Annotated in this window: 23 protein-coding genes and 1 tRNA gene; 11 read left to right on the top strand and 13 right to left on the bottom strand. The window is 66.4% G+C overall.

The features are described from left to right. Positions 1-103: 103 nt before the first annotated feature. The 8 genes from bioD to MUG96_RS10455 form a co-directional block, all read right to left on the bottom strand. Entirely contained in the window at positions 104-799 is a 696-nt protein-coding gene (gene bioD, locus MUG96_RS10490; protein ID WP_246982417.1) for a dethiobiotin synthase, read from the bottom strand. Beyond that, a complete protein-coding gene (locus MUG96_RS10485) occupies positions 796-2,079 on the bottom strand; it encodes an aminotransferase class I/II-fold pyridoxal phosphate-dependent enzyme (RefSeq protein ID WP_246982415.1) in 1,284 nt (427 codons plus the stop codon). The genes bioD and MUG96_RS10485 overlap by 4 nt, the downstream gene beginning before the upstream one ends. Next, positions 2,079-3,218 carry a (S)-8-amino-7-oxononanoate synthase BioU gene (bioU, locus tag MUG96_RS10480; protein ID WP_246982413.1) on the bottom strand — a complete coding sequence of 380 codons (1,140 nt, stop codon included), beginning with the start codon at positions 3,216-3,218 and terminating at the stop codon, positions 2,079-2,081. Before bioU ends, MUG96_RS10485 begins: the two co-directional genes overlap by 1 nt. An 85-nt stretch (positions 3,219-3,303) precedes the next feature. After that, on the bottom strand, positions 3,304-4,434 hold the full coding sequence (bioB, locus tag MUG96_RS10475) for a biotin synthase BioB (RefSeq protein ID WP_246982411.1): 1,131 nt from the start codon (positions 4,432-4,434) through the stop codon (positions 3,304-3,306). A gap of 58 nt (positions 4,435-4,492) precedes the next feature. Further along, positions 4,493-5,275: a sensor domain-containing protein gene (locus MUG96_RS10470; protein ID WP_246982409.1), complete on the bottom strand. Its 783-nt coding sequence runs from the start codon at positions 5,273-5,275 to the stop codon at positions 4,493-4,495. 81 nt (positions 5,276-5,356) lie between these two features. Further along, the gene (locus MUG96_RS10465) at positions 5,357-5,629 is read right to left on the bottom strand and encodes a DUF7521 family protein (RefSeq protein WP_246982407.1); all 273 of its coding nucleotides are present in this window, start codon (positions 5,627-5,629) and stop codon (positions 5,357-5,359) included. After that, the gene (locus tag MUG96_RS10460; RefSeq protein ID WP_246982397.1) at positions 5,626-5,985 is read right to left on the bottom strand and encodes a hypothetical protein; all 360 of its coding nucleotides are present in this window, start codon (positions 5,983-5,985) and stop codon (positions 5,626-5,628) included. Before MUG96_RS10460 ends, MUG96_RS10465 begins: the two co-directional genes overlap by 4 nt. Then, positions 5,982-6,344, bottom strand: coding sequence for an ArsR/SmtB family transcription factor (locus MUG96_RS10455; RefSeq protein ID WP_246982395.1), 363 nt, complete (start codon positions 6,342-6,344; stop codon positions 5,982-5,984). Before MUG96_RS10455 ends, MUG96_RS10460 begins: the two co-directional genes overlap by 4 nt. Positions 6,345-6,509: 165 nt before the next feature. Here MUG96_RS10455 and MUG96_RS10450 point away from each other — a divergent pair, with 165 nt between their 5' ends. Further along, a complete protein-coding gene (locus MUG96_RS10450; protein WP_246982393.1) occupies positions 6,510-7,268 on the top strand; it encodes a sensor domain-containing protein in 759 nt (252 codons plus the stop codon). 21 nt (positions 7,269-7,289) lie between these two features. Here MUG96_RS10450 and trxA read toward each other — a convergent pair whose 3' ends face one another. Continuing rightward, complete coding sequence (trxA, locus tag MUG96_RS10445) at positions 7,290-7,694, bottom strand: thioredoxin (RefSeq protein WP_246982391.1); 405 nt, start codon at positions 7,692-7,694, stop codon at positions 7,290-7,292. Between the two features lie 151 nt (positions 7,695-7,845). Between trxA and MUG96_RS10440 the strand changes: the two genes are divergently transcribed. Beyond that, on the top strand, positions 7,846-8,277 hold the full coding sequence (locus MUG96_RS10440) for a DCC1-like thiol-disulfide oxidoreductase family protein (protein WP_246982389.1): 432 nt from the start codon (positions 7,846-7,848) through the stop codon (positions 8,275-8,277). A gap of 48 nt (positions 8,278-8,325) precedes the next feature. On the opposite strand, the gene MUG96_RS10435 is transcribed toward MUG96_RS10440, so the two are convergent. Beyond that, positions 8,326-8,634, bottom strand: a complete 309-nt coding sequence (locus MUG96_RS10435) for a HalOD1 output domain-containing protein (protein WP_246982387.1) — start codon at positions 8,632-8,634, stop codon at positions 8,326-8,328. Positions 8,635-8,756: 122 nt separating this feature from the next. Here MUG96_RS10435 and MUG96_RS10430 point away from each other — a divergent pair, with 122 nt between their 5' ends. Together MUG96_RS10430 and MUG96_RS10425 are read left to right on the top strand one after the other, a co-directional pair. Beyond that, positions 8,757-9,263 carry an LUD domain-containing protein gene (locus MUG96_RS10430; protein WP_246982385.1) on the top strand — a complete coding sequence of 169 codons (507 nt, stop codon included), beginning with the start codon at positions 8,757-8,759 and terminating at the stop codon, positions 9,261-9,263. Then, positions 9,260-11,446 (top strand): LUD domain-containing protein, encoded by a 2,187-nt coding sequence (locus MUG96_RS10425; protein ID WP_246982383.1) that lies wholly within the window; start codon positions 9,260-9,262, stop codon positions 11,444-11,446. Before MUG96_RS10430 ends, MUG96_RS10425 begins: the two co-directional genes overlap by 4 nt. A 1-nt stretch (position 11,447) precedes the next feature. Here MUG96_RS10425 and MUG96_RS10420 read toward each other — a convergent pair whose 3' ends face one another. Beyond that, positions 11,448-11,975 carry a hypothetical protein gene (locus MUG96_RS10420; RefSeq protein WP_246982381.1) on the bottom strand — a complete coding sequence of 176 codons (528 nt, stop codon included), beginning with the start codon at positions 11,973-11,975 and terminating at the stop codon, positions 11,448-11,450. 157 nt (positions 11,976-12,132) lie between these two features. On the opposite strand from MUG96_RS10420, the gene MUG96_RS10415 reads away from it, so the two are divergent. Beyond that, positions 12,133-12,429 carry a PRC-barrel domain-containing protein gene (locus MUG96_RS10415; RefSeq protein WP_246982379.1) on the top strand — a complete coding sequence of 99 codons (297 nt, stop codon included), beginning with the start codon at positions 12,133-12,135 and terminating at the stop codon, positions 12,427-12,429. Positions 12,430-12,478: 49 nt separating this feature from the next. Here MUG96_RS10415 and MUG96_RS10410 read toward each other — a convergent pair whose 3' ends face one another. Further along, positions 12,479-13,945, bottom strand: coding sequence for a DHH family phosphoesterase (locus MUG96_RS10410; RefSeq protein WP_246982377.1), 1,467 nt, complete (start codon positions 13,943-13,945; stop codon positions 12,479-12,481). A 154-nt stretch (positions 13,946-14,099) separates the two neighbouring features. Between MUG96_RS10410 and MUG96_RS10405 the strand changes: the two genes are divergently transcribed. From MUG96_RS10405 to MUG96_RS10380, 6 genes are all read left to right on the top strand, one after another. Then, positions 14,100-14,173, top strand: a tRNA-Lys gene (locus tag MUG96_RS10405). 443 nt (positions 14,174-14,616) lie between these two features. Then, positions 14,617-15,903, top strand: a complete 1,287-nt coding sequence (locus MUG96_RS10400; protein ID WP_246982375.1) for an ABC transporter substrate-binding protein — start codon at positions 14,617-14,619, stop codon at positions 15,901-15,903. A gap of 6 nt (positions 15,904-15,909) precedes the next feature. Continuing rightward, positions 15,910-16,779 (top strand): branched-chain amino acid ABC transporter permease, encoded by an 870-nt coding sequence (locus MUG96_RS10395; protein ID WP_246982373.1) that lies wholly within the window; start codon positions 15,910-15,912, stop codon positions 16,777-16,779. After that, on the top strand, positions 16,776-17,951 hold the full coding sequence (locus tag MUG96_RS10390; RefSeq protein ID WP_246982367.1) for a branched-chain amino acid ABC transporter permease: 1,176 nt from the start codon (positions 16,776-16,778) through the stop codon (positions 17,949-17,951). The genes MUG96_RS10395 and MUG96_RS10390 overlap by 4 nt, the downstream gene beginning before the upstream one ends. Continuing rightward, positions 17,941-18,732, top strand: a complete 792-nt coding sequence (locus MUG96_RS10385; RefSeq protein ID WP_246982365.1) for an ABC transporter ATP-binding protein — start codon at positions 17,941-17,943, stop codon at positions 18,730-18,732. The genes MUG96_RS10390 and MUG96_RS10385 overlap by 11 nt, the downstream gene beginning before the upstream one ends. After that, positions 18,729-19,532 carry an ABC transporter ATP-binding protein gene (locus MUG96_RS10380; RefSeq protein ID WP_246982357.1) on the top strand — a complete coding sequence of 268 codons (804 nt, stop codon included), beginning with the start codon at positions 18,729-18,731 and terminating at the stop codon, positions 19,530-19,532. The genes MUG96_RS10385 and MUG96_RS10380 overlap by 4 nt, the downstream gene beginning before the upstream one ends. Here MUG96_RS10380 and MUG96_RS10375 read toward each other — a convergent pair whose 3' ends face one another. Next, positions 19,533-20,660, bottom strand: a complete 1,128-nt coding sequence (locus MUG96_RS10375; protein WP_246982355.1) for an ATP-binding protein — start codon at positions 20,658-20,660, stop codon at positions 19,533-19,535. Between the last annotated feature and the right edge of the window lie 172 nt (positions 20,661-20,832).

Here is a 20,832-nt window from a genome sequence, read left to right as displayed (position 1 = left end):
TGGCGAGGAAGGCCCGAGCGGTCCAGTGCAGGTCGTCGAACCGTCCGGGACCGGTGGAGCGCGGGGGAGCACGTCGCTAGCTCGGTCCGCGTGACTGAAAAGGCTAGTCGGCCGGTAGTATCGACGGCGGGAGGTGGTCCTGGACCAGCTCGACGGCCGCGGACGGCTCCTCGAGGTCACGTTCGGGGAGTTCGTGGACCGACACCCCCGTCATCCGCTTCAGGACCGCGGGGTTGGTCCGCTCGGCGACGCTCGCTCCGGTGTACTCGTTGAGAACGATTCCGGCGACGGGAACGTCGCGCCTCCGAAGCGCATCGACGGTGAGAGCGGTGTGGTTGAGCGTCCCGAGTCCGGAGCGCGCGACGACGACCGCGGGGACGTCGAGGTCGGCGACGAGGTCGATTACCTCCGTATCGTCGGCCAACGGGACGCGGAGGCCGCCGATGCCCTCGACGACGCCGACCGCTGTCGCGTCGAGCGCCGCCCGACACGCCGAGAGGATGGCGTCGTAGTCGAGTGTCGTCCCCGACTGCTCGGCGGCGACCTGCGGCGCGAGTGGCGGTTCCAGTCGGTGGAGGCAGGTCGCGGCCGCGTCGGTTCCGCAGGCGTCCGCGACGAAGCCCGCGTCGTCGTCCGGGGGATAGCCGGTCTGTGCCGGTTTGATTCCGCGGGCGTCGACGCCCGCCTCCCGGAGTCGAGCCACCAGCCCGGCCGTGACGACGGTCTTGCCGACGCCGGTGTCGGTGCCGACGACGGCGAAGTCCGCAACGTCGTCGAACGGTGGTTCGCTCGCGCTCATACCAGCCCCAGTTCCCGACCGGCCTCGCGGAAGGCCGCGAGACAGCGGTCGATCCCCGTCTCGGTGTGGGTAGCCATCGGGGCGACGCGGATCCGGCTGGTGCCCTCGGGGACCGTCGGCGGGCGGATGCCAGGCGCGACGACGTCGTGGTCGCGCAGTCGCTCGGCCAGCACCATCGCGTCGTCACGGTCGCCGACGACGACCGGGAGAATCTGACTCTCGCCCCACACCTGGTAGCCGGCGGCTTCGAGACCGTCACGGAGGCGAGCGACGTTCTCCCAGAGGCGCTCCCGGTGTGCGTCGTCCTCGCGGGCGATCCGGAGCGCCTCGCGGGCGGCGCCCGCCGCGGGGGGCGCCAGCCCCGTGGAGAAGACGAACGACCGCGCGGCGTTCAGGAGGTGTTCGATCAGTTCCTCGCTGCCGGCGACGTAGCCGCCCTGGCTCCCCAGGGCTTTCGAGAGCGTCCCCATCTGCACGTGGACGCGGTCTTCGAGGCCGTCCCGCTGGACGATGCCACCACCGTCCGCGTAGAGACCGGTCGCGTGGGCCTCGTCGACCATCAGCCAGGCGCCGAACTCCTCGACGGCGTCGCAGATGGCCGGAAGCGGCGCTACGTCGCCGTCCATGCTGAACACCGAATCGGTGAGGACGAGCCAGGACTCGTCCCGATTCCTCGCGGGGCCGTGCTCCGCTCGCTCGCGCATCTTCGCTCGCAGGTCGGCAGCATCACAGTGGTCGTAGACGACCGACTCCGCGCCGGTCTGTCGACAGCCGTCGATGATGCTCGCGTGGTTGAGTTCGTCGGAGAACACGACATCGGGGTCGAGCGCCGAGATGACGCCGACGTTCGTGGCGTATCCCGAGGAGAAGGCGAGCGCGCGCTCGGTGCCCTTCACGGCCGCCAGGTCGCGCTCCAGTGCCCGGTGTGTGGGCGTATCGCCGGTGACGAGCCTGCTCGCGCCCGAACCTGTCCCGACCTCGCGGGCCGCGTCGGCAGCGGCCTGCTGGACGCGGTCGTCGCCGGCGAGTCCGAGGTAGTCGTTCGCCGCGAAGACCAGTTGCTCGTCGCCGTCGAACGTCGGCGGATCGCCGCCCGGGTCGGCCGCGATACGACTGCGTGCCCCGACCGTTTCGACGGGTGTCAGGTCGCGTCGCAGGCCCTCCCGTTCGCGCTCGGCGAGCCGTGCCCGAGGGTCGAACCCGCGGTCGGCGTCGGGCGCGTCCCTCCGTCGACCGTCGGTGCCCGGTCCGCCGGGCGAGGCGTCAGCGTCGCCCCGCATCAGAACCCGGGCATCAGCTCCGCGGGGCCGAACACGCCGTACTCGCCGGCCCGGTTCCGACGGACGCCGGCCTTCAGATAGCCCAGCGCCGGCCCGTTGACGTTCGCCTCCATGCTCGTGGCATCGTCGAGTTGGAAGGTGTTCGTTCCCGTCTCGCCGTCGAACGTGGTGCCCGTCACGCGCACCGTCGTCGTCGTCGGCTTCTCGTCGCTGGTCACGTCGAGGATGCCGCCGACAGTCACGTCCTCGGCGTCACAGACCCCCGCCCGCTCCAAGAGTACGTCGTCGGCGTGTTCCATGTCCTCGAACTCGATGACGCCGTCGTGGTCGTCGATGACTGCTTCGATCTCCTCGTCGCTCATCCCGCGGGCGTCCTCGATGTCGTACTCCGGGAGGTGGGCGATGTCCTCCCGGACCGTCCCGCGATTGTCCTCGTAGCCGGATTTGAGACCGACACCCCACCAGATTTCGACTTCCTCGATCTCGACGTAGGACTGGGCGGCCAGTGCGGCCGCACCCGTCAGCAGGCCGGGAGTCGCGCCCGCACCACAGACGAACGTGATGCCCTGCTCCTCGAAAGTCTCGGAGCGGTCGTCGAGCATGTCGATGACACGGGAGCGCTTGAGCACGTCCACGAGCACGCCCGAGTAGCCCGCGTCGGCGAAGCGGTCCGCGACCCGCGGGATGAAGTCGTGCTCGAAGTTCGGGAGCGCTATGAGGACCGCGTCGATGGCCTCGTGTTCGTCGATGATTGCCTCGATGGGGTCCTCGGTCGGTTCGGCCTGCTCGGAAGCCACGACACCTTTGTCCTCGCCGGACTGTTTGACGCCGCCGCTGGCGCTGCCGCCCTCGCTGGCGGTCGCGCCGTCCTCAGACCCCATCGGGGTCTGATGTGCTGCGGAATCACTGAGCGATTCCGCACCGCCGTCGGTCGCCACGTCCCTGTTTTCCGGCCCGCTGTCTATGTTGCCCTCGGTCGCCGCGAGGAGTTCGTCCACGTCGAGGCCGTCGTGGTCGACGGCGACCCCGTGGCGGTCACACGCCGCGACGGGCGTGAGGTGTTCCTTGTCCTCGGACACTTCGAGCGTTCGTCGGCCGATACCACCGCATCCCAGTACTGCGAAATTGACTTCGTGCATGAGTCGTGTGCGAAATCCGCGTGTTCACGGCGTCTGAAGGCGCCGTTCGCTCGTTCGGGGACACTCACTGCGTCCGTGTCTCCCGCTAGTCGTCCAGTTCGGCGTTGCTCGTGGCCGTCCCGGCCGCCGTCTCCACGTCCTCGGCGGTCGCCTCGCCGTCCGCCTTCGCGCGGGCCTTGACGGCCTCCTTGTCGAACTCGTTGGCGTCCATGTTCGGCTCCATGCCGGCCTCCTCCATGACCTCGATGTCGTCGCCGGGCGACTGGCCCGACGTGGTGAGGTAGTCGCCGGTCAGGATGCCGTCCGCGCCCGCCTCGAAGGGCAGGTGCTGTTCGTCGGTGTCGAGGTTGACCTCGCGCCCACCTGTGAGGCGAACCCGGGCTTCGGGGTGGAGCAGCCGATAGACCGCGATGGTCCTGATGATCTCGTCGGTCTCGATAGCCGCCTCGCCGCCGAGTTTCTCGCCCAGCGGCGTCCCCGCGACGGGGTTGAGGATGTTCACCGGGAGCGAGGAGACGCCGACGTCCTGGAGGGCGATGGCCGCGTCCACCCGGTCGGTCGGGCTCTCGCCCATGCCGAGAATGACGCCGGCACAGAGGTCCATCCCCACGTCCTTGGCGAGTTCGAGCGTCTGCACGCGGTCCTCGAAGGAGTGGGTCTCGACGATCTCCGGGAAGAAGTTCGGCGAGGTCTCGATGTTGTGATTGTAGTGATTGATTCCCTCGTCGGCGAGGATTTCGGCCTCCTCGCGGGTGAGGATGCCCAGCGAGGCGTCGACCTCCACGTCGGTCTCGTCGCGGACCAGCCGGATGGCCCGGATGACCTCTTCCCACTCGCCGGGTCGTTTTTCCTTGGAGACGCCCTTCTCGGCGACGACGATGCCGAACCGCTGGGCGCCGTCGCGCTCCGCGCGTTTCGCCGCGTCGAGGATCTCCTCGGGGTCGAGGAACCCGTACGTGTCGATGCCGGTGTCGAAGTGGACCGACTGCGCGCAGAAGCCACAGTCCTCCGCGCAGTTGCCCGCCTTCGCGTTCACGATGGAGCAGGCGTCGACAGTGTCGTCGCCCAACTGCGAGCGGACGTAGTCGGCTCCCGCCGCGAGTTCCTCGACCGGCTGTGCGATCAGTGCCAGGCCGTCTCTGCGGGCCAGCCGTTCGCCGGACAGCACCCGCGCGACTGCGTCGTCTACCGTTGTGTTGCCGGTCTCGTAAACCACGGCCGCACTGTCGGTTGACGAGTAAATAAATCCCGGGGTCTGTCGGGACCGGTCGCGGTCAGGCCGTCGACTCGGCCCCCTCGCTGGGCTGGCCGACGTCGAGCAGGGCGGCGGTGAGCAGGCCGCCGAGTCTGGCGAGGCCGTTCAGGAGGTGGAGACCGACGAGGAGGGCGAGAACGCCGACGACCGTCGCCCCGACCGCTTCGGGGACGGAGTCGACGGCCCACAGCACCTCGGCCGCGCCCGTCTCGGTCACGCCGACGATGCCGCCGGTACCTACCTCGGGTCGGAGGACGCCGACGGTGAGCGACGGCTCCCGTAACAGCAGCGGGGCCGAGAGCAGCGTCCCGGTCAGAACGGCGAGGACCACGAGCGCGACGAACGAGACCAGTCCGAAGACGAACTTCAGGCCGACCAGAACCAGCGCGGTCCAGGTCGTCGGCGTGGTGAGGAGGCGCCGCGTCCAGGCGACGAAGGCGTCGAACCCGGATTCGTCGCCGACAGACCCGCTCCCTTCCGCAGCCGAGTCCGTCGCGTCACGGAGCAGCGCCGGCGTCGGGGCGTCCACGTCGACCAGGAGCCGTGCGAGCGAGGCCTCGATGCCCGCGATGACCGTCGTCAGGTACAGCGTCACCACCAGAATCGGAACCCCGACGAGCGTGACGAGCAGGCCGGTTCCGAGCGAGAGCCCGACCGTCACGCCTACGAAATAGAGGATGCCGAGCGGCCACGCCAGCGCGAGGTAAGCGAGGTTCTTGTACGTCGCGGTACGGAAGGGTACGCCGACGAAACGACCGAGAGCCGAACCGATGCGTCGGTGTGGCGGGAGTGTTTCACTCATCACGAGTGTCGCTTGGCTCCCGATTCCCGTATAAACGGGACTAGCGTCCGAGAGCCACGGACGCGACCCAAAATATAAATATCACGTCCGGAAGGTCCGGTAGATCGCGAGCAGACCGACGGTATGAGCCAGCAGAATGGCGATCAGTGCCTGCGCGTCGGTGGGGGCGACCAGTCGGCCGGCGAGTTCCGTCACGAGGAAGGGTACGACCGCGATGGCGAAGATGCCGACGGCGAGTCCAGCCATGACGGGGCTGTCCTGTCGGCGGTACCCCTGGACGGCGAGGACGGTCACGAACAGTCCCACGACGGCTGTGAGGGTGGTCGCGGCGTCGGCGAGTAGTTCCGGAATCATGAGTCGTACACCACGTACAGCAGGGTCAGTAGACCACACAGTTCGAGACAGGCGACGACGAACCGTCGCGTCGTGCTCGTGACGAGGTCGACGTTACCCAGCAGCAGGCGGACGAACATCGGCGCGGCCGCCAGCAGGAACATCCCGACCGCGAGCAACAGCATCGGCCGACGACCCGTCCGGCGGTAGCCCTGAACGAAGTGGTAGGTGACGAGGGTCGCGAGGACAACAGCGACGCCGAACAGGAGGAACACGGCGAGAATGGCGGCGGTCGACCCGCCGGTCGTCTCCGCGGCCTGTGCGGGAACCGCTCGACGGGAGGCGAACGCCGCGAGAGTGGCTCCGATCCCGGTCATGATTCCCCCGTGAACTCCTCGTAGAGTCTTGTGAAGCGGCTGGCGGCGTCCTCCTCGGCGCGGTCGACGGTCACGTCGAAGCCGTCGTCGGTCAACTCCACTGTGACGCGTTCGAGGCTCGCGGCGTACACCTCGCGGTGGTGGCCGTCGGGGTCGATCTGCTGGCGCGTCTCCACCAGGTCGTGGTCCTGTAACTGTTCGATGCGGCGGTAGACGGTCGAGCGGGAGGCGTCACACAGTTCGGCGAGGCGTCTGGCCGACCGGGGTTCGACGTACGTCTCGACGAGGATGTCCTCGGCGTACTCGTCGTCGAGGAGCGAGAGGACGTCCCCCTCCCCGCGACCGTCGCCGTCGCTCATTCGCGCTGTGGGTTCTCGCCTGGGGGCCAAAAACCCGGGCAGTCAGTGACTCGGGACACACCGCCGGCTTTGCGACGGGGACAAATGATGGCCTCCCCACTGTTGCAGGCCCTGAGACACCGCGGCACCCTTTTTTATGTTCGGCCGTGTCGACACGTCCAAGAGATGTCATCGAGCGTGCGCGCGGCGACGGCGACCGTCCCGCGGCCGTCCGTCCGGTCGCTACTGACCGCCCCCTTTCGCCTCCAGACGTACAAGAACCTCTTCTACCTCTGGATCGCCTTCCCGCTCGGAATCGCGTACTTCGTGGGCGTCGTCGCCGCCTTCAGTGTCAGCATCAGCCTCGTCATCGTCCTCGTGGGTGTCCCCCTGCTCCTGCTCAGTTTCCTGTTCGTCGCGGTCACCGGCGGCGTCGAGCGCGTCCTGACGGGTCGTCTCCTGGCCGTCGACATCCCCGAGCCCTCCTACGACTACCTCCGCGAGGGGGAACTCGTCGACCGAGTGGTCGGGCTCGTGACCGACACGACGACGTACACGGCGCTCGTCTACCTCCTCAGTAAATTCGCCTTCGGCATCGCCTCGTTCGTCCTCGTGGTCACGTCCTTCGTAGTCAGCGCCGTCCTCATCGCTACGCCCACGTTCTACGACCAACCGGGCGTTAGGGTCGGCCTGTTCCCCGCCGACCCGATCACGCTGACGCCCTCGGCCTCCATCGCGTGGAACGACCTCTTCGTTGGGATCGAAGCGGTCCTCGAACTCGCGTCCTGGCGCGTCGACACGCTGCCGGAAGCGCTCGCGGTCTCGCTTCTCGGCGTCGTCGTCCTCCTTTGCAGCCTGAACCTCTGTAACGCGGTCGCGTGGCTCTGGGGACGGTACAGCAGCGTCATGCTCGGGGCGGACCCGCTCCGCGTCCTTCGGGGCTGAGAAGCGGCGAGAGCAGCGTTCTCAGGCGTACCGGGCGACGAGTTCCCTGAGCGTCGCCTCGTCTTTGACGCCCACCATCTCCTCGACCAGTTCGCCGTCGGCGTAGAGGTGCAGCGTGGGGACGCCCTGGACGTTGAACTCCCGGGCGAGCCCCTGGAGTTCGTCGATGTCGACCTTGGCGACTGTCGCGTCCGTCTCCGCCGCGATGGTCTCGACCGTCGGCGCCAGCATCTTACAGGGGCCACACCAGTCGGCGTAGAAGTCGACGAGGACGACCCCATCCGCGGTCAGTTCCCGGAAGTGAGCGGTATCCTCGACGTGGACCGGTTCCGCGGGCGACTCCGGACCCGATAGCTCCGACTTGAGCTGCTCTTTCTTGCGCTCTCGAATCTCGTCGATCTCGTCTGACTCACTCGCGTCGCTCATGTTCAGGTGTACGGCACAGCGCCCTAAAACCACGTTGGTGGCGTGTCGGCGCCGCGCACGAACGCCGTCACCGGACCAGTCTTTCCCGCGGCACCCTCCGTGTCGCTCGTTCACACGAATCCGTTTTGAGTCCGAAAGCCCTAGGTGTGGTATGGCGCGAGAGTTCGGCTCGGTACTGGTCTACGACGGGGAGTGCCCGTACTGTTCGGTCGCGGCGAAAGCACTCGAACGAACCGACGATATCGGTGCAGTCTCGTGGTACGACGACGCGGTCGGGCCGTTCTTGCAGGCCCAGTACGGCGCGGAGCCGTTCGCGATGGTCCTCGTCGACGGGGACCGGGCGCGTGTCTACGCCGGTCGGTCGGCGGCCGAGGAACTGGCCGACCGGGCCGGACTGCCGGGGCTCGTCGGCTCGCTCGTCCGTGACAACTACGAGACCATCGCGAACGTCGTGGGGCTGGCGAGCGGCCGGGGCCGTGACCCGGACGACTATCACGGGGTGTCGCGACTCGACGACGACGCCCGAGAGCGCTACGAATCGTTAGCGGCCGCTGCGAGCCGTGGGCCGCTGGCCTCGACATGATCGAGAGACGTAGCCGTACGACCCCCACCCAGTCGGGTCTACAGGTCGTCAGCTCTCGGCCGCCGAGACGTCGATTTCGCCCGAGCGATGGACCGTCACTTCGTGATCGTCGACTTCGAAGGTGACATCCTCGGGGCCCGACTCGTCGTCGGCCTGCCCGAACAGTGCAGCGAGGTCGTCCAGGTCGACGTACTCTTCCAAGTCGTCGAACTCGTCGACGTCCGTGTCGACTTCCTCGGCGACGGCGCCGAGGATGGCCTCGTCTGCCGGCTGTGGGCTGACCCACGATTCCTCGTCGTCCTCTGGCGCCTCGTCGTCGGGACGGAGGATGTACACCTCACCTTCTTCTGCGCCCATATACCCCCATATACCGTACACCCTTATAATAGGGTTCGAGTGATTTCAGAGCGTGAATCCACCCGCCGGGTGCGATAGTGTCCGTCACAAACGCTTTGTTTGCTGGTGTGTCAGCATATTTCATGGGCACCGACTACCTTTCGGCGTTCGAGTCGTCGGCGATGGGTACGACGACGGTCCACGTCACCTCGTCAGGGTCCTTCCCCGGGACGCTCGCCGAAATCGTCGACGAACCGGCCGTCGGAACACCGCTTCCGTTCGAGGAGGTTTCGCTCGATGACACGCCGGTCGCGGTCGATCCGTCACCGACGGCCGTCAGAGACGCGGCGACGGGAGTGACACCCGCCGGGCTCGGGATCGCGGACTACGGGACAGTAACGCTCCCGTCACGGGAGACGCCGGACGAAGTCGTCGCACTGTACCCGGTCCGACACGTCGCCGTCGTCGCAAAGAGCGACATCGTCGGTGATATGCCGGCAGCGTACGAGCGACTGAGCGAGGAGTTCGCGGGCGGGCTCGACACCCAAATCCTCGCGACGGGGCCGAGCACGACCGCGGATATGGGTGCGCTCGTCGAAGGGGTCCACGGCCCACAGGAGACCGACGTGATCGTTCTGGAGGACCGATGAGTTCCCGCAAGGAGCGGGCCGCCTTCTACGAGCGGCTCATGGAGCGGGAGGGCGAGGCCGTCGGTGAGAACATCCGGACGGTGAACCAGCTCACCGACTACAACATCTCCCGGTTCGAGGATTACGAGGACCTGCGGTCGGCCGCCCGGTCGATCAAGGAGGACGCAATCGCGGACCTCCCGGCGCTCATCGACGAGGTGGACGCGGCCGTGAGCGAGAACGGCGGTGAGGTCCACGTCGCGAGCACGGCCGACGACGCCAACCGCATCGTCGAGTCGATCCTGGACGACAACGACGCCGAAAAGCTCGTCAAGAGCAAATCGATGACCACCGAGGAGATCGAGGTCAACGACCACCTCCAGCCGGAGTACGAGGTGGTCGAGACGGACCTCGGGGAGTTCGTCATTCAGGTGGCCGGCGAGTCCCCCTCCCACCTCATCGGCCCGGCGATGCACAAGTCAACGGGCGAGATCGCACGGCTGTTCAACGAGAAACTGGACCCGGAGACGGAACTCTCGGACGACCCGCACGAACTCACCGAGTTCGCACGCGAGCGCGTGGGCGACCACATACTGGACGCCGACGCGGGGATGACGGGTGCGAACTTCGTCGTCGCGGAGAGCGGGACGCTCATGCTCGTCACCAACGAGGGCAACGCCCGCAAGACGGCGGTCACGCCGGACCTGCACATCGCCGTCGCGGGCGTCGAGAAACTGGTCTCCTCGCTCGCGGACCTCCAGCCGTTCACCGAACTCATCGCCCGGACGGGAACCGGACAGGACATCACCTCGTACATCTCGCTTTTGACGCCGCCGGTCGACACGCCGGTTCCCGACTTCGAGGCCGACGAGTGGGACGACGCCGGTGACCGGGAGTTCCACCTGATCCTGCTCGACAACGGGCGGATGGGGATGCGCGAGGACGACGACCTCCGGGAGACGCTGTACTGCATCCGGTGTGGCGCCTGCAACAACTCGTGTGCGAACTTCCAGACAATGGGCGGGCACGGCTTCGGCGGCGAGACCTACACCGGCGGCATCGGCACCGGCTGGGAGGCCGGCGTCGAGAGTCTGGAGAGCGCCGCCGGCATGAACGACCTCTGTACCGGCTGTTCCCGGTGCGTCCCGAAGTGCCCCGTCGAGATCGACATCCCGTGGATCAACACGGTCGTCCGCGAGCGGGTGAATCAGCACGAAGAGGCCTCCGACCTCGACTTCCTCGTCGACGGGCTGACCCCCGACGAGGAGTCGGCGGGCATGGACCCCCAGAAACGCTTTTTCGGCAACGTCGAGACGGTGGCGAAACTGGGCTCGCTCGCGCCCGGCCTCGCCAACCGCGTGGCACAGTCCGGCGTCGGGAAACGGGTCCTCGAACGCCTGTTCGGCGTCGACCCGCGCCGCGACCTCCCGGAGTTGGCCGACGAGACCCTCCGGGAGTGGTACGGCGGGCGCGGCGCGCAGGTGGCCGACCCCGACCGCGACGTGGTCCTCTATCCCGACCTCTACACCGACTACTTCGACCCCGAACGCGGGAAGGCGGCGGTCCGGACGCTGGAGGCGCTGGGCTGTCGCGTGCACGTTCCCGAGGTGCCCGAGAGCGGGCGAGCGCCCCTCTCACAGGGGATGGTCGAGACCGCACGCGAGCAGGCGCGAGCGGTCCACGGCGACCTCGTCACCCACATCGACGAGGGGAGAGACGTGGTCGTCGTCGAGCCGAGCGACCTCGCCATGTTCCGCTCGGACTACGAGCACCTCCTGCCCGAGCGGTCGGCGGAACGGCTGGCCGACAACAGCTACGAGATCGTCGAGTACGTGTACGGCCTGCTCTCGAACGGTGCGGATGCCGACGCGCTCTCGGTCGCGGGCGAGGACGACGCGGTCGCCTATCACAGCCACTGCCAGCAGCGAACGCTCGGGCTGGACGAGCACACGGAGGCCGTCCTCGACGACCTCGGCTACGAGGTCCGGACCAGCGACGCCGAGTGCTGTGGGATGGCCGGGAGTTTCGGCTACAAGGTCGAGTACTACGACGTGAGCGTCGACGCCGGCGAGTATCTGGCCGAGGACCTGGGCGACGTGGACGGGGAGCACCTGCTCGCCAGCGGGACCTCGTGTGCGGCACAACTCGACACGCTCTACGACCGCGACGCGCCCCACCCGGTCGAACTGATCGCGCCCGAGTGAGCTACGCCACGGGGAGCGCGGTCCGACTCCCAGCCAGCAGGACCAGCGTCCAGAGGAAGCCGGCGATGCCGGCCGAACCCGGGATTCTCGTGAACCAGCGGAGGGGGACCGCGAGCAGGTAGCCCGCCGGTCGAACCCAGCGCGAGAGTCGGCCGGCGGTCTCGACGAGCGTTTCGGTGTCACCGACGCTCGGGAAGGCAGTGAGGGCGAAGCAGGCGCCGAGCCAGTACAGCGGCCAGGCGAGCGGACCGGTGACCGCCGTCGCCGCCCCGAACGCGGCGAGGCCGAGCAGGGTGTTGACGGGCAGGGGCGCGACGGCGATGGCGAAATCCGCCGGGAACGACTCGACGGTTTCGTGGACGAGCGTGACGTCGGGTGCGAAGGGGTCGAACTGCGGGTACCGGAGCGCGTCGACCCCGACCAGCCCGCAGGCGAGCAGGTGTGCGAGTTCGTGACCGACGATACCCGGCCACAGCAGGAGCGTTTCGAACAGATAGTAGGCGTCCCGGAGCGTGTGACGAGCCCTCACGAGTGGTTCGTTGGATGGACGGGACGGTTGGGCCTGAACGTTTCGCTCCCGCGAGCACGGAGCGACCGAAACGACCGTCTCTCACGTGTGTACCGCGCGTCTGACGGATGTCAGACGATGACTAAAGGTTAAGTTGGAGGGGGGACAGACCGCGTGTATGGACGCGCCAACGCAGGAAATCACCGCCCTCGTGGGTCGCGAAGTGTACTCGAACAACGGAGTGTTCGTCGGCGAAGTCGAGGACGTACGCCTCGACCTCGACGGCGTGCAGGTGACCGGCATCGCCGTTCACCGGGCGAACAAGGAGCTGTTCGGCGACCGGACGGCAGGCAAAAACGGCGTTATCGTCCCCTACGACTGGGTCCAGGCAGTGGGGGACGTGGTGCTCGTCAGCGACGTGATCGAGCGCATCAAGCCGGTCCACGAGGAAGACGAGGCGGAAGTCGCGGTCTGAGCGGTCCGGGCGGTTTCCAGGGTGTGGCGGGGGAAGGGACCCGGGGCAGCTACCCGCCGTTACTCGACGTGTTATCGCTGCTGCTCGACCCTTCGACGCCCATCGCCTCGAAGAGCTTCGTCTTGACAGCCTGTTCGGTCAACTCGAGCAGCGTGTCGCGGTTGTCGTCGTTGGTCTCGATGCCAGTGAAGATGCCGAGCGGAATCTCCGCGCTCGCGTCCGTCGAGTGGCCGGCCGTCTCGCCGATGTCGGCGAAGGCGTCTTCGAGGACGGCGCCGATGTCCATCCGGATGTCCTTCGACCGGGCCGCGAGGTAGATGGTGTCGTCGGCCAGTGCGAACACCGCCGTCGTCGTGATACCCTCCAGATTCAGGAGGTGCTGGGCGGCCTGGGAGAGCGCGTCACGGTCCCGGATGAACCCGGCGTTGGAGATGAGGTGTGACCCCTTTACCTCTCGATTCCTGATAGCCTCGGCGAGCACGTCCAGCGTCTCGGGCGACATCGACGGCGATTCGACCTGTTCGAGCGTGTCGTGGTCGGCGAAGGGGTAGAGATAGGCGGCGGCGGTGAGGTCGGCGGGCGTCGTGTCGCGCTTGAAATCGAGCGTCTCGGCACGGATGCCGTAGAGGAGTGCCGTGGCGACCTCCTGGCTGAGATTGAGGTCGAGTTCCTGGATGTACTTCGTGAGGATGGTCGAGGTGGCGGAGACGTTCGGGCGAACGTCCATGAAGTCGGCGTCGTAGTCCTGGTCGGGCTCGAAGTGGTCGACGAGGATGTCCACGTCGTGTTCCACGGTCGGCTCGCCGCCCTTGGCGTGGTCGACGAGCGCGAACGTGTCGTAGCTGTCGAGGTCGATGGTGCTGGCCGAGGTAAGTTCGATGCCGAGCAGATTGACGAACGCACGGTTCTCCTGGTGCCCGATCTCGCCGTGGTAGACGATGTCGGCGTCCACGTCGAGTTCGCTCGCGATGAGCTGGAGGGCGGCGGCGCTCGCGATGGAGTCGGGGTCGGGACTGCGGTGGATGAGAATAGCCATGCCCTCGCCGGTATCCGCGATGACGTCGGCCAACTGGGTGGCCTTGTACTCCAGTTCGCCGGTTTCCAGGGCTCGCAGGGCGGAATCGGCGATGACTGCGGAGGGATTGATGACGGTGTCGGTACCGGCTTCCCGGAGTTCGTCGGCCGAGACGGGGTCGGAGGCGCGGGCGACGATGAACTGTTCACCGCCGCGCTCGCGGATGTTCTCGACGGCAGCCCTGTTCGCGTCCACGTCCGAGGAGAGGATGAGGACGACGTCGCGGTCGCCGATATCCTCGGCGACGCTCTCGTCGCGGATGTCGGCGGTATGGGCGTCGAGGTCCTGGTCCCTGAGCGCTTCGACCCGCCCGTCGTCCATGTCGATGATGAGGACGTCTTTCCCCTCGGATTCGAGTTCCTCGGCGACGGCGTGACCCACGCTCCCACACCCGAGAATCGCGTACGTGGACATCGACGCCATCGTAATACCGGTGCTCATGGTGGAGGATTTCGGGCCGGGAACCACTTATAACACTCACTTCTCTCGACCGCGGACATCGGCCGCGGAACCGACCTGCGGGACGGCCACGGCCCCGCTGTGACGGCCCGAAAGGAAACGTATATCAAGTGGTCCCCGTAAGGTGGAGATGGAAGGGCCGGTAGCTCAGTCCGGCAGAGCGACGGCCTCTTAAGCCGTCGGTCAGGGGTTCAAATCCCTTCCGGCCCGTACTCTACGCCGCGAACAAACCGTGAGCGGCGCAGTTAGTCTCGGCGGGTTTGAACGTTGCCACGAGCGAGCGAACGGGGGCGACCGTGGTTCGAATCCCCTCCGGCCCGCTCTTCCGTCGAGCGTCAGTGAGTCGAAGGGCACAGAGTGCAGTTCCCGAACGGTGTTCGGCGGGGGCATCAGCTTCGATCCGGACGGATCGAAGCGGATGGCGTGGCGGCCAGCGGGCGGGAATCAAAGTTTCGAACCGTAAGTCACGCGCAGATATGAGTAAATATATCCTAATCGGTTAGTACATATTTCCTAAGCGTCCAATAAATAGTATTCAATCAGTAGAGGATTTCGTAGTACAGCGTCTAAACTTGCCCGTAAACTTTTATTATATTGGAATAAAGCTCGGTGCAGATCGCGGTTATGCAGGACCGCAGCTACGAGGGACAACAATGACAGAGTACGACTTTTCGTCAGTAGATCGGCGCAGATTCCTGCGAGCTACAGGGGCGAGTGCGGTCGCGGCAGGGCTCGCGGGGTGTCGGTCGAGCGGCGGTAACAACGGCAAATTGAAGCTCGGTGTGCTGTCACCGTCACCGGGGCAATCACCGACAGGAACGTCGATAGAACGCGGTGCCGACCTGGCGGTGAAGCAACTCAACGAGAACGGCGGCGTCAACGGCCGAGACGTCGAACTGATAAAGAAAGACACCGAGGCCGAGGCCAGTACGGCCAAACAGCGCTACCAGGAGTTGCTGCTCGGCGAGGGGGTCCAGGCGACGTTCGGCGTGTTCACCAGCGAGGTCCTGTTGACGCTGATGGACGAGATCGCCGAACAGGGCAAGATCCACATGACGACCGGGGCCGCGACGCCACAGTCGGCGACGCAGGTCTCGGACAACTACGAGCAGTACAAGTACTACTTCCGCACTGGGCCGCTGAACGCCGTCCAGTTGGGGCAGAACATGCTGGACTTCGCCGAGGGTATCTTCGAGGACATCGGCTGGAGCGACGTGGCCCTCATCGCCGAGGACTACGAGTGGACACGGCCGATCTACAACATGCTGGAGGGGGGACTGGCCGACCGCAACATCAACGTGGCGCTCAAACAGCGGTACTCTTCTGACACCGAGAACTTCTCCCCGATCTACGACGACATCTCGAACTCCGGTGCCGACGCGGCGTTCATCTCGATGGCACACACGGGGGTCCCGGCCATCGTGCAGTGGGCACGCGACAGGCGACAGTGGGGCTTAGGCGGGATTCACGTCCCCGGCCAGCTACCGTCTTTCTACCAGCAGTCGGAGGGTGCCGCCGCCTACTCGGTCACACAGAACGTCGCGACGCCACAGAGCGAGATCACGCAGAAGACCCAGCCGTTCGTCCAGGCCTACCGGAACGAGTACGACAGTCTGCCGGTGTACACTGGGTACATTACCTTCGACGCGGTCAAACAGTGGGCGTCCGTTGCCCAGAACGAGGGGACGGTCGACACGGACACCGTCGTCGGCGGCCTGGAGCGGAGTTCCTACACCGGGACAACCGGGACCATCGAGTACCACAACAAGGGCCACCGGTTCGCACACGACGTGATCTACTCGCCGGGGAAAGTCGACCCCGTCTATCAGCAGTGGCAGCCCGAAGACCCCACCGACATCGGGGCCGGCGGGAGCCAGGAGGTCATTTACCCGACGCAATACAAGACTGCGGACTATCAACAGCCGATCTGGATTCAGTAACTAGCTATGGTTGATGTACTCACGATTGCGGTACAGGCGATCATAATCAGTGCACTGTACGCGCTCGTGGCCGTTGGGTTCACACTCATTTTCGGCGTCGGCGGCGTGTTGAACCTGGCCCACGGGGCGAGTATAACCATCGGGGCGTTCGCCGCGTACTTCGCGATGACATCCTACGGACTCGGGATCGTCGGCGCGTTCGCGGCCGCGGCCATCGTTCCGGCCGTGTTCGGTGGCATCCTGTATCTGGGTGTCATCAGGCAGTTCCAGGACGAACCGATCATCGTGATGATACTGACGCTCGTGACCTCGGTCGCCGTCGAGGCGATCCTGGTCACGACCCAGGACGCGACCTCCTATACGCTCCCGGTGCTCGTTCCGGGGACGGTGGACCTCGCGGGCGCGACCATCCAAATCACGTCGCTCGTGATGTTCGCCATCTCGTGGCTCATCCTGATCGCGCTGTTCCTCTACGTCAACAAGACCGACACGGGACGAGCGATCATCGCGACCTCGATGGACCGGAAAGGTGCGTTCCTGGTCGGGATCGACAGTGGCCGGATCAACCTCCTCATGTGGGTGCTGGCCGGCGCGCTGGCCGGACTGGCCGGGCTGTTCCTGGCCCAGCAGTTCGGTGGCGCAGCCTGGGACATGGGCCGGACGCCGCTGGTGCTCTCGTTCGCCATCGTCGTGATCGGTGGCCTCGGCTCGATCCGTGGTAGCGTCATCGGCGCCTACATCATCGGGACGATAGAGGTGCTGACAGTCAACCTCGTCAACGCAGAGCTGCAGGGGCTGATGCCACTGCTGGTGCTCGTGGCGGTCCTCCTGCTCCGCCCCGAGGGGCTGTTCGGACAGGAGGTCGAGACCACATGAGCTCGGACAACGAAGTCTTAGAGCAGATCAGTGTCGAATCGAACACGCTCGCGGACTGGCTGAACCCGATCAACAAGCCGCTCCGCCACAAACTCGGGATCATCGGGCTGATCGGTCTCGCGGCCTTGCCGGCCCTGCTGACGCCCCTGCAGGCACTCCAGCTGGCGGGCGCGTACTTCTTCGCGATGTTCGTGATGAGCTGGGACGTCGTCTCGGGGTACACCGGCGAGATCAGTTTCGGGCACGCGATGTTCTTCGCCGTCGGCGGCTACACGTCGGCGCTTCTGAACCTCGAGATGGGGCTCGATCCGTTACTGACGATCCCCGTCGGCGTCGTGGCGGCCGCGGTGTTCGGCGCGATCATCGGCATCCCGGCACTCAGACTCCGGGGACCGTATCTCTCGCTCGTGACGCTGATCGTCCCGCTGATCCTCGCACAGATCTTCAACGTGTACAGCGGCGTCTTCGGCGGCACCCAGGGGCTCGTGAGCCCACCACCGGACCGACTGCTCAACCTCGGGACGGGGGCTCCCATCCTCACCTACTACGTGTCCTTCGGGCTGTTCGTCTTCATCCTCGCGGTGTTGCTCGCGGTCACACGCTCCGACGCGGGGCGCGTGTTCACCGCGATCCGGGAGAGCGAAGACGCGGTGAGTTCCGCCGGCCTCAACCCCGCGAAGTTCAAGGTCTTCGCCTTCGTGCTGAGCGCGGCTGTCGGCGGACTGGCCGGCGCGGCGTTCGTCCACACCGTGGGCGAGGCAACGCCTGCGGCGCTGCTCGATCTGTTCGTGAGTATCGAGATCATCATCGCCGCGATCCTCGGCGGTATGGGAACTATCGTCGGCGCGGCCATCGGCGGCCTGTTCTTCGCGGTCTTCAGCGGGGTGCTCGGTGAGATGGCCGTCCAGCTCCCGCTGCTCAACGCGACCATCGCCGAACTCGAACTGGTGTTGTTCGCGGTGGTCACGCTCGTGCTGATCTACGTCCTGCCCGGCGGCCTGCTTCGTGGCGGGATGATCGTTGGCCGGTACGTGCTCAGCGCGGTCGGGCGCGGCGGCGGCGGCAGCGGCGGCGAGGACGTGGCAGCCGACGGCGGCACCCGCGTTTCGCCGCTCGGACAGGTGCGTGACAAATGGGCCGGTGTCCTCGGAGGTGACGACGATGAGCGCTGACGCCGAGGCACCGCCCGAGTGGAGCGACGAACTCGGCCCCGAGGACGGGATGCTCGTCGTCTCGAACCTCGTCAAGAACTTCGGCGGCATCACGGCCGTCGACGAACTCTCCTTCGCGGTGCAGGAAGGGGAAATCCTCGGGTTCATCGGCCCGAACGGGGCCGGGAAGTCGACGACGTTCAACTGTATCACCGGCGTCTACCCGCCCAACGAGGGGGCGGTCTGGTACAAGGGCGAGAACGTGACCACCGAGAAGCCTCACGAGATGGTCAAGCGCGGCATGGCCCGGACCTACCAGTCGTTCCGGCCGCTCGACGACCGCACGGTCGTCCAGAACGTCGCGCTGTCGATGGTGCCGGACAAACTGTTCTCGCTGGCGGGCCTGCGCGGGGACACGATCCAGAAGGCGGAAGGGATCTGTGAGCTGGTCGGGCTGGACGACAGGCTGCGAATGTCGCCCGACGAACTGCCACACGCCGGGATGCTCCGGCTGGAGCTGGCCCGGGCGCTGGCGACGAACCCCGAGATGCTCCTGCTCGACGAGCCCTTCGCCGGGCTGTCGGAGCCGGAGGTCGACGCCATCTCGGACCTGCTGAAACGCCTGCGAAGCGACGCGGGCGTGACGCTGGTCGTCGTCGACCACAACATGCGGGGGCTGTTCCCGCTCATCGACCGCGGCATCGTCATCCGCTTCGGCGAACTGCTCGCGGAGGGCACGCCGGAGGAGATCAGGAGCGATCCGATGGTCAAACGCGCCTACCTCGGAGGTGGGACGGAATGAGCAGCAGCGACCAGATTCTCACAGTCGAGGACCTGAACGTCTCGTACGGTCGAATTTCGGCACTCCGCGGCATCTCCTTCGGCGTCGACCAGGGCGATTTCATCGCCATCATCGGTCCGAACGGCGCCGGGAAGTCGACGCTCGGCGACGCCATCTCGGGCTTTCTCGACTACGAGGGCTCGATCACCTACCGCGGCAAGGAGGTCCGCGACCGGATGACTGCCTCGGCGACCGACATCATGCGCCGGGACGAGGCGACGTTCGGCGACCGAATCGGGACGCTGGCCGACCGCTATGTGACCCGTGGGGCGCGAACGATGGTCAACGACGGGCTGATCTACTGTACGGAGACCCGGAACCTGTTCGGGAACATGACCGTCGAGAACAACCTCGCGCTGGGGACCTACCAGCGAAAGGGGAACGTCGAGGACCGGCGGTCGTTCGTCTACGACCTGTTCCCGGTGCTGGAGAAGCGACACGACCAGCTCGCCCGCACGCTCTCGGGCGGGGAACAGCAACAGCTCGCCATCGGGCGGGCGCTGATGAGCAACCCCCGGATGCTGGTGCTGGACGAGCCGACGCTCGGGCTGTCGCCGGTCGTCTGTGACGACATCGCGGAGGCGCTCCAGCAGATCAACAACGACGGCGTGACGGTCGTCCTCTGTGAGCAAAACGTCACGTTCGCGATGGATCTGGCCGAAGAGGTCTACCTCATGGAGAACGGCCGGTTCGCCCGGCAGGGCTCGCCGGACGACCTGGAGGGCGACGAGTACATCCAGAGCGTCTATCTCGGGCAGTAGTCAACCGAACGGCCCCGTCTTCTCGTTCGTCGGTTCGCCGTTTGCGGCCGGTAGCGTGACTTCGAACCGCGCACCGTCGAGGTCCCCCTCCGTGACGCGAATCGACCCGTCGGACCGCTCCAGAATCGTCGCGACGATGTGGAGGCCGAGCCCACCGTCGCCGCCGTCGGTCGTCACGCCGCGCTCGAAGATGCGCTCCCGCTCTTCCGGCGGGACGCCGGGCCCGTCGTCCTCGACGACGACCCGGACGGTGTCGTCCGCGTCGTGGCCGGCGATGCGGACGGTCACGTCCGACCCGGTGTGCTGGATGGCGTTGTTCAGCAGGTTCGTGAACACAGGCTTGAGCGCGAGCGTGCCGTCGGCGACCAGCGTCTCCGGGAGATCCGTCTCGAAGGTCGCCGCCGGGAACGAGTCCTGAGCGTTCGAGACCGCGTCGTCGATCAGGGGGACGAGGTCCATTGGCTCCGACTCCGCCTCGTCCAAGAGCACGTCGGAGACGGCCCTGACTTCGTTGATGAGGGCTTCGAGCGAGGCCACCTGCCCGACGAGTGCGACGCCGGATTCGGCGACCCGGTCGTCGTCGTGTTCCTCGAGGAGTTCCGCGTGGCCCCGCATGATCTGGAGGCCGTTGAGCACGTCGTGGCGGAGTAAGCCGTTCGTGAAGGCCATCGCGTCTTTGCTCTGTGTCGCCCGGGCGCCCTCCTCGCGTGCCGTCTCGGCGTAGTTCCCAACCAGCGCGCCGAAGATGCCGCCGAGGTTACTCATCACGATCACGGAAAACTGCGGTTCGGTCACGGTTCGCCCCTCGAATACCCGGACAGCGACGGTAAAGGCCTCGGCGGAGACGGCGACCAGCGCGCCGAGGAGACACCAGCCCGCGATGGTCCAGCGCCGATGGTCCGGGAGCGGTGATCGGGCGAGCCAGACGCCCACGCCGACGAGTACCAGCGAGAGTCCCACGTTCGCGATTCCCGCGAAGAAGGGGCCGAGGAAACTCGAGAGAGTGTTCACCTCCATCCAGAAGTTCCAGAGGGAGATCGCCGTCAGTCCGAGCCCGAGTGTGATAACTGCACTCTCGCCGGGGACGATAGTGGCGAGTCTGTGCGAGAGGGCTCGGGGCCTGCTCACTGGTGGTATATATACCGGTTCGGATAAATGCCTTCGGGAGTATCCAGAAGCTATTTTTCGGTTCCGGCTGCAGTTCGACGCGATGTCGGACTTCGAGAGCTACACGTGTGGCAACTGTGGTGAGGGATTCAAAGCGCACCCGAGCGGTAACGCTGCGGCGAACGCGTACTGC

The organism is Halorientalis marina (genome assembly GCF_023028345.1).
Classification (GTDB): Archaea; Halobacteriota; Halobacteria; order Halobacteriales; family Haloarculaceae; genus Halorientalis; species Halorientalis marina.
Note: the sequence above shows the minus strand (reverse complement) of the source record. Positions and strands in the feature narration are given on the sequence as shown.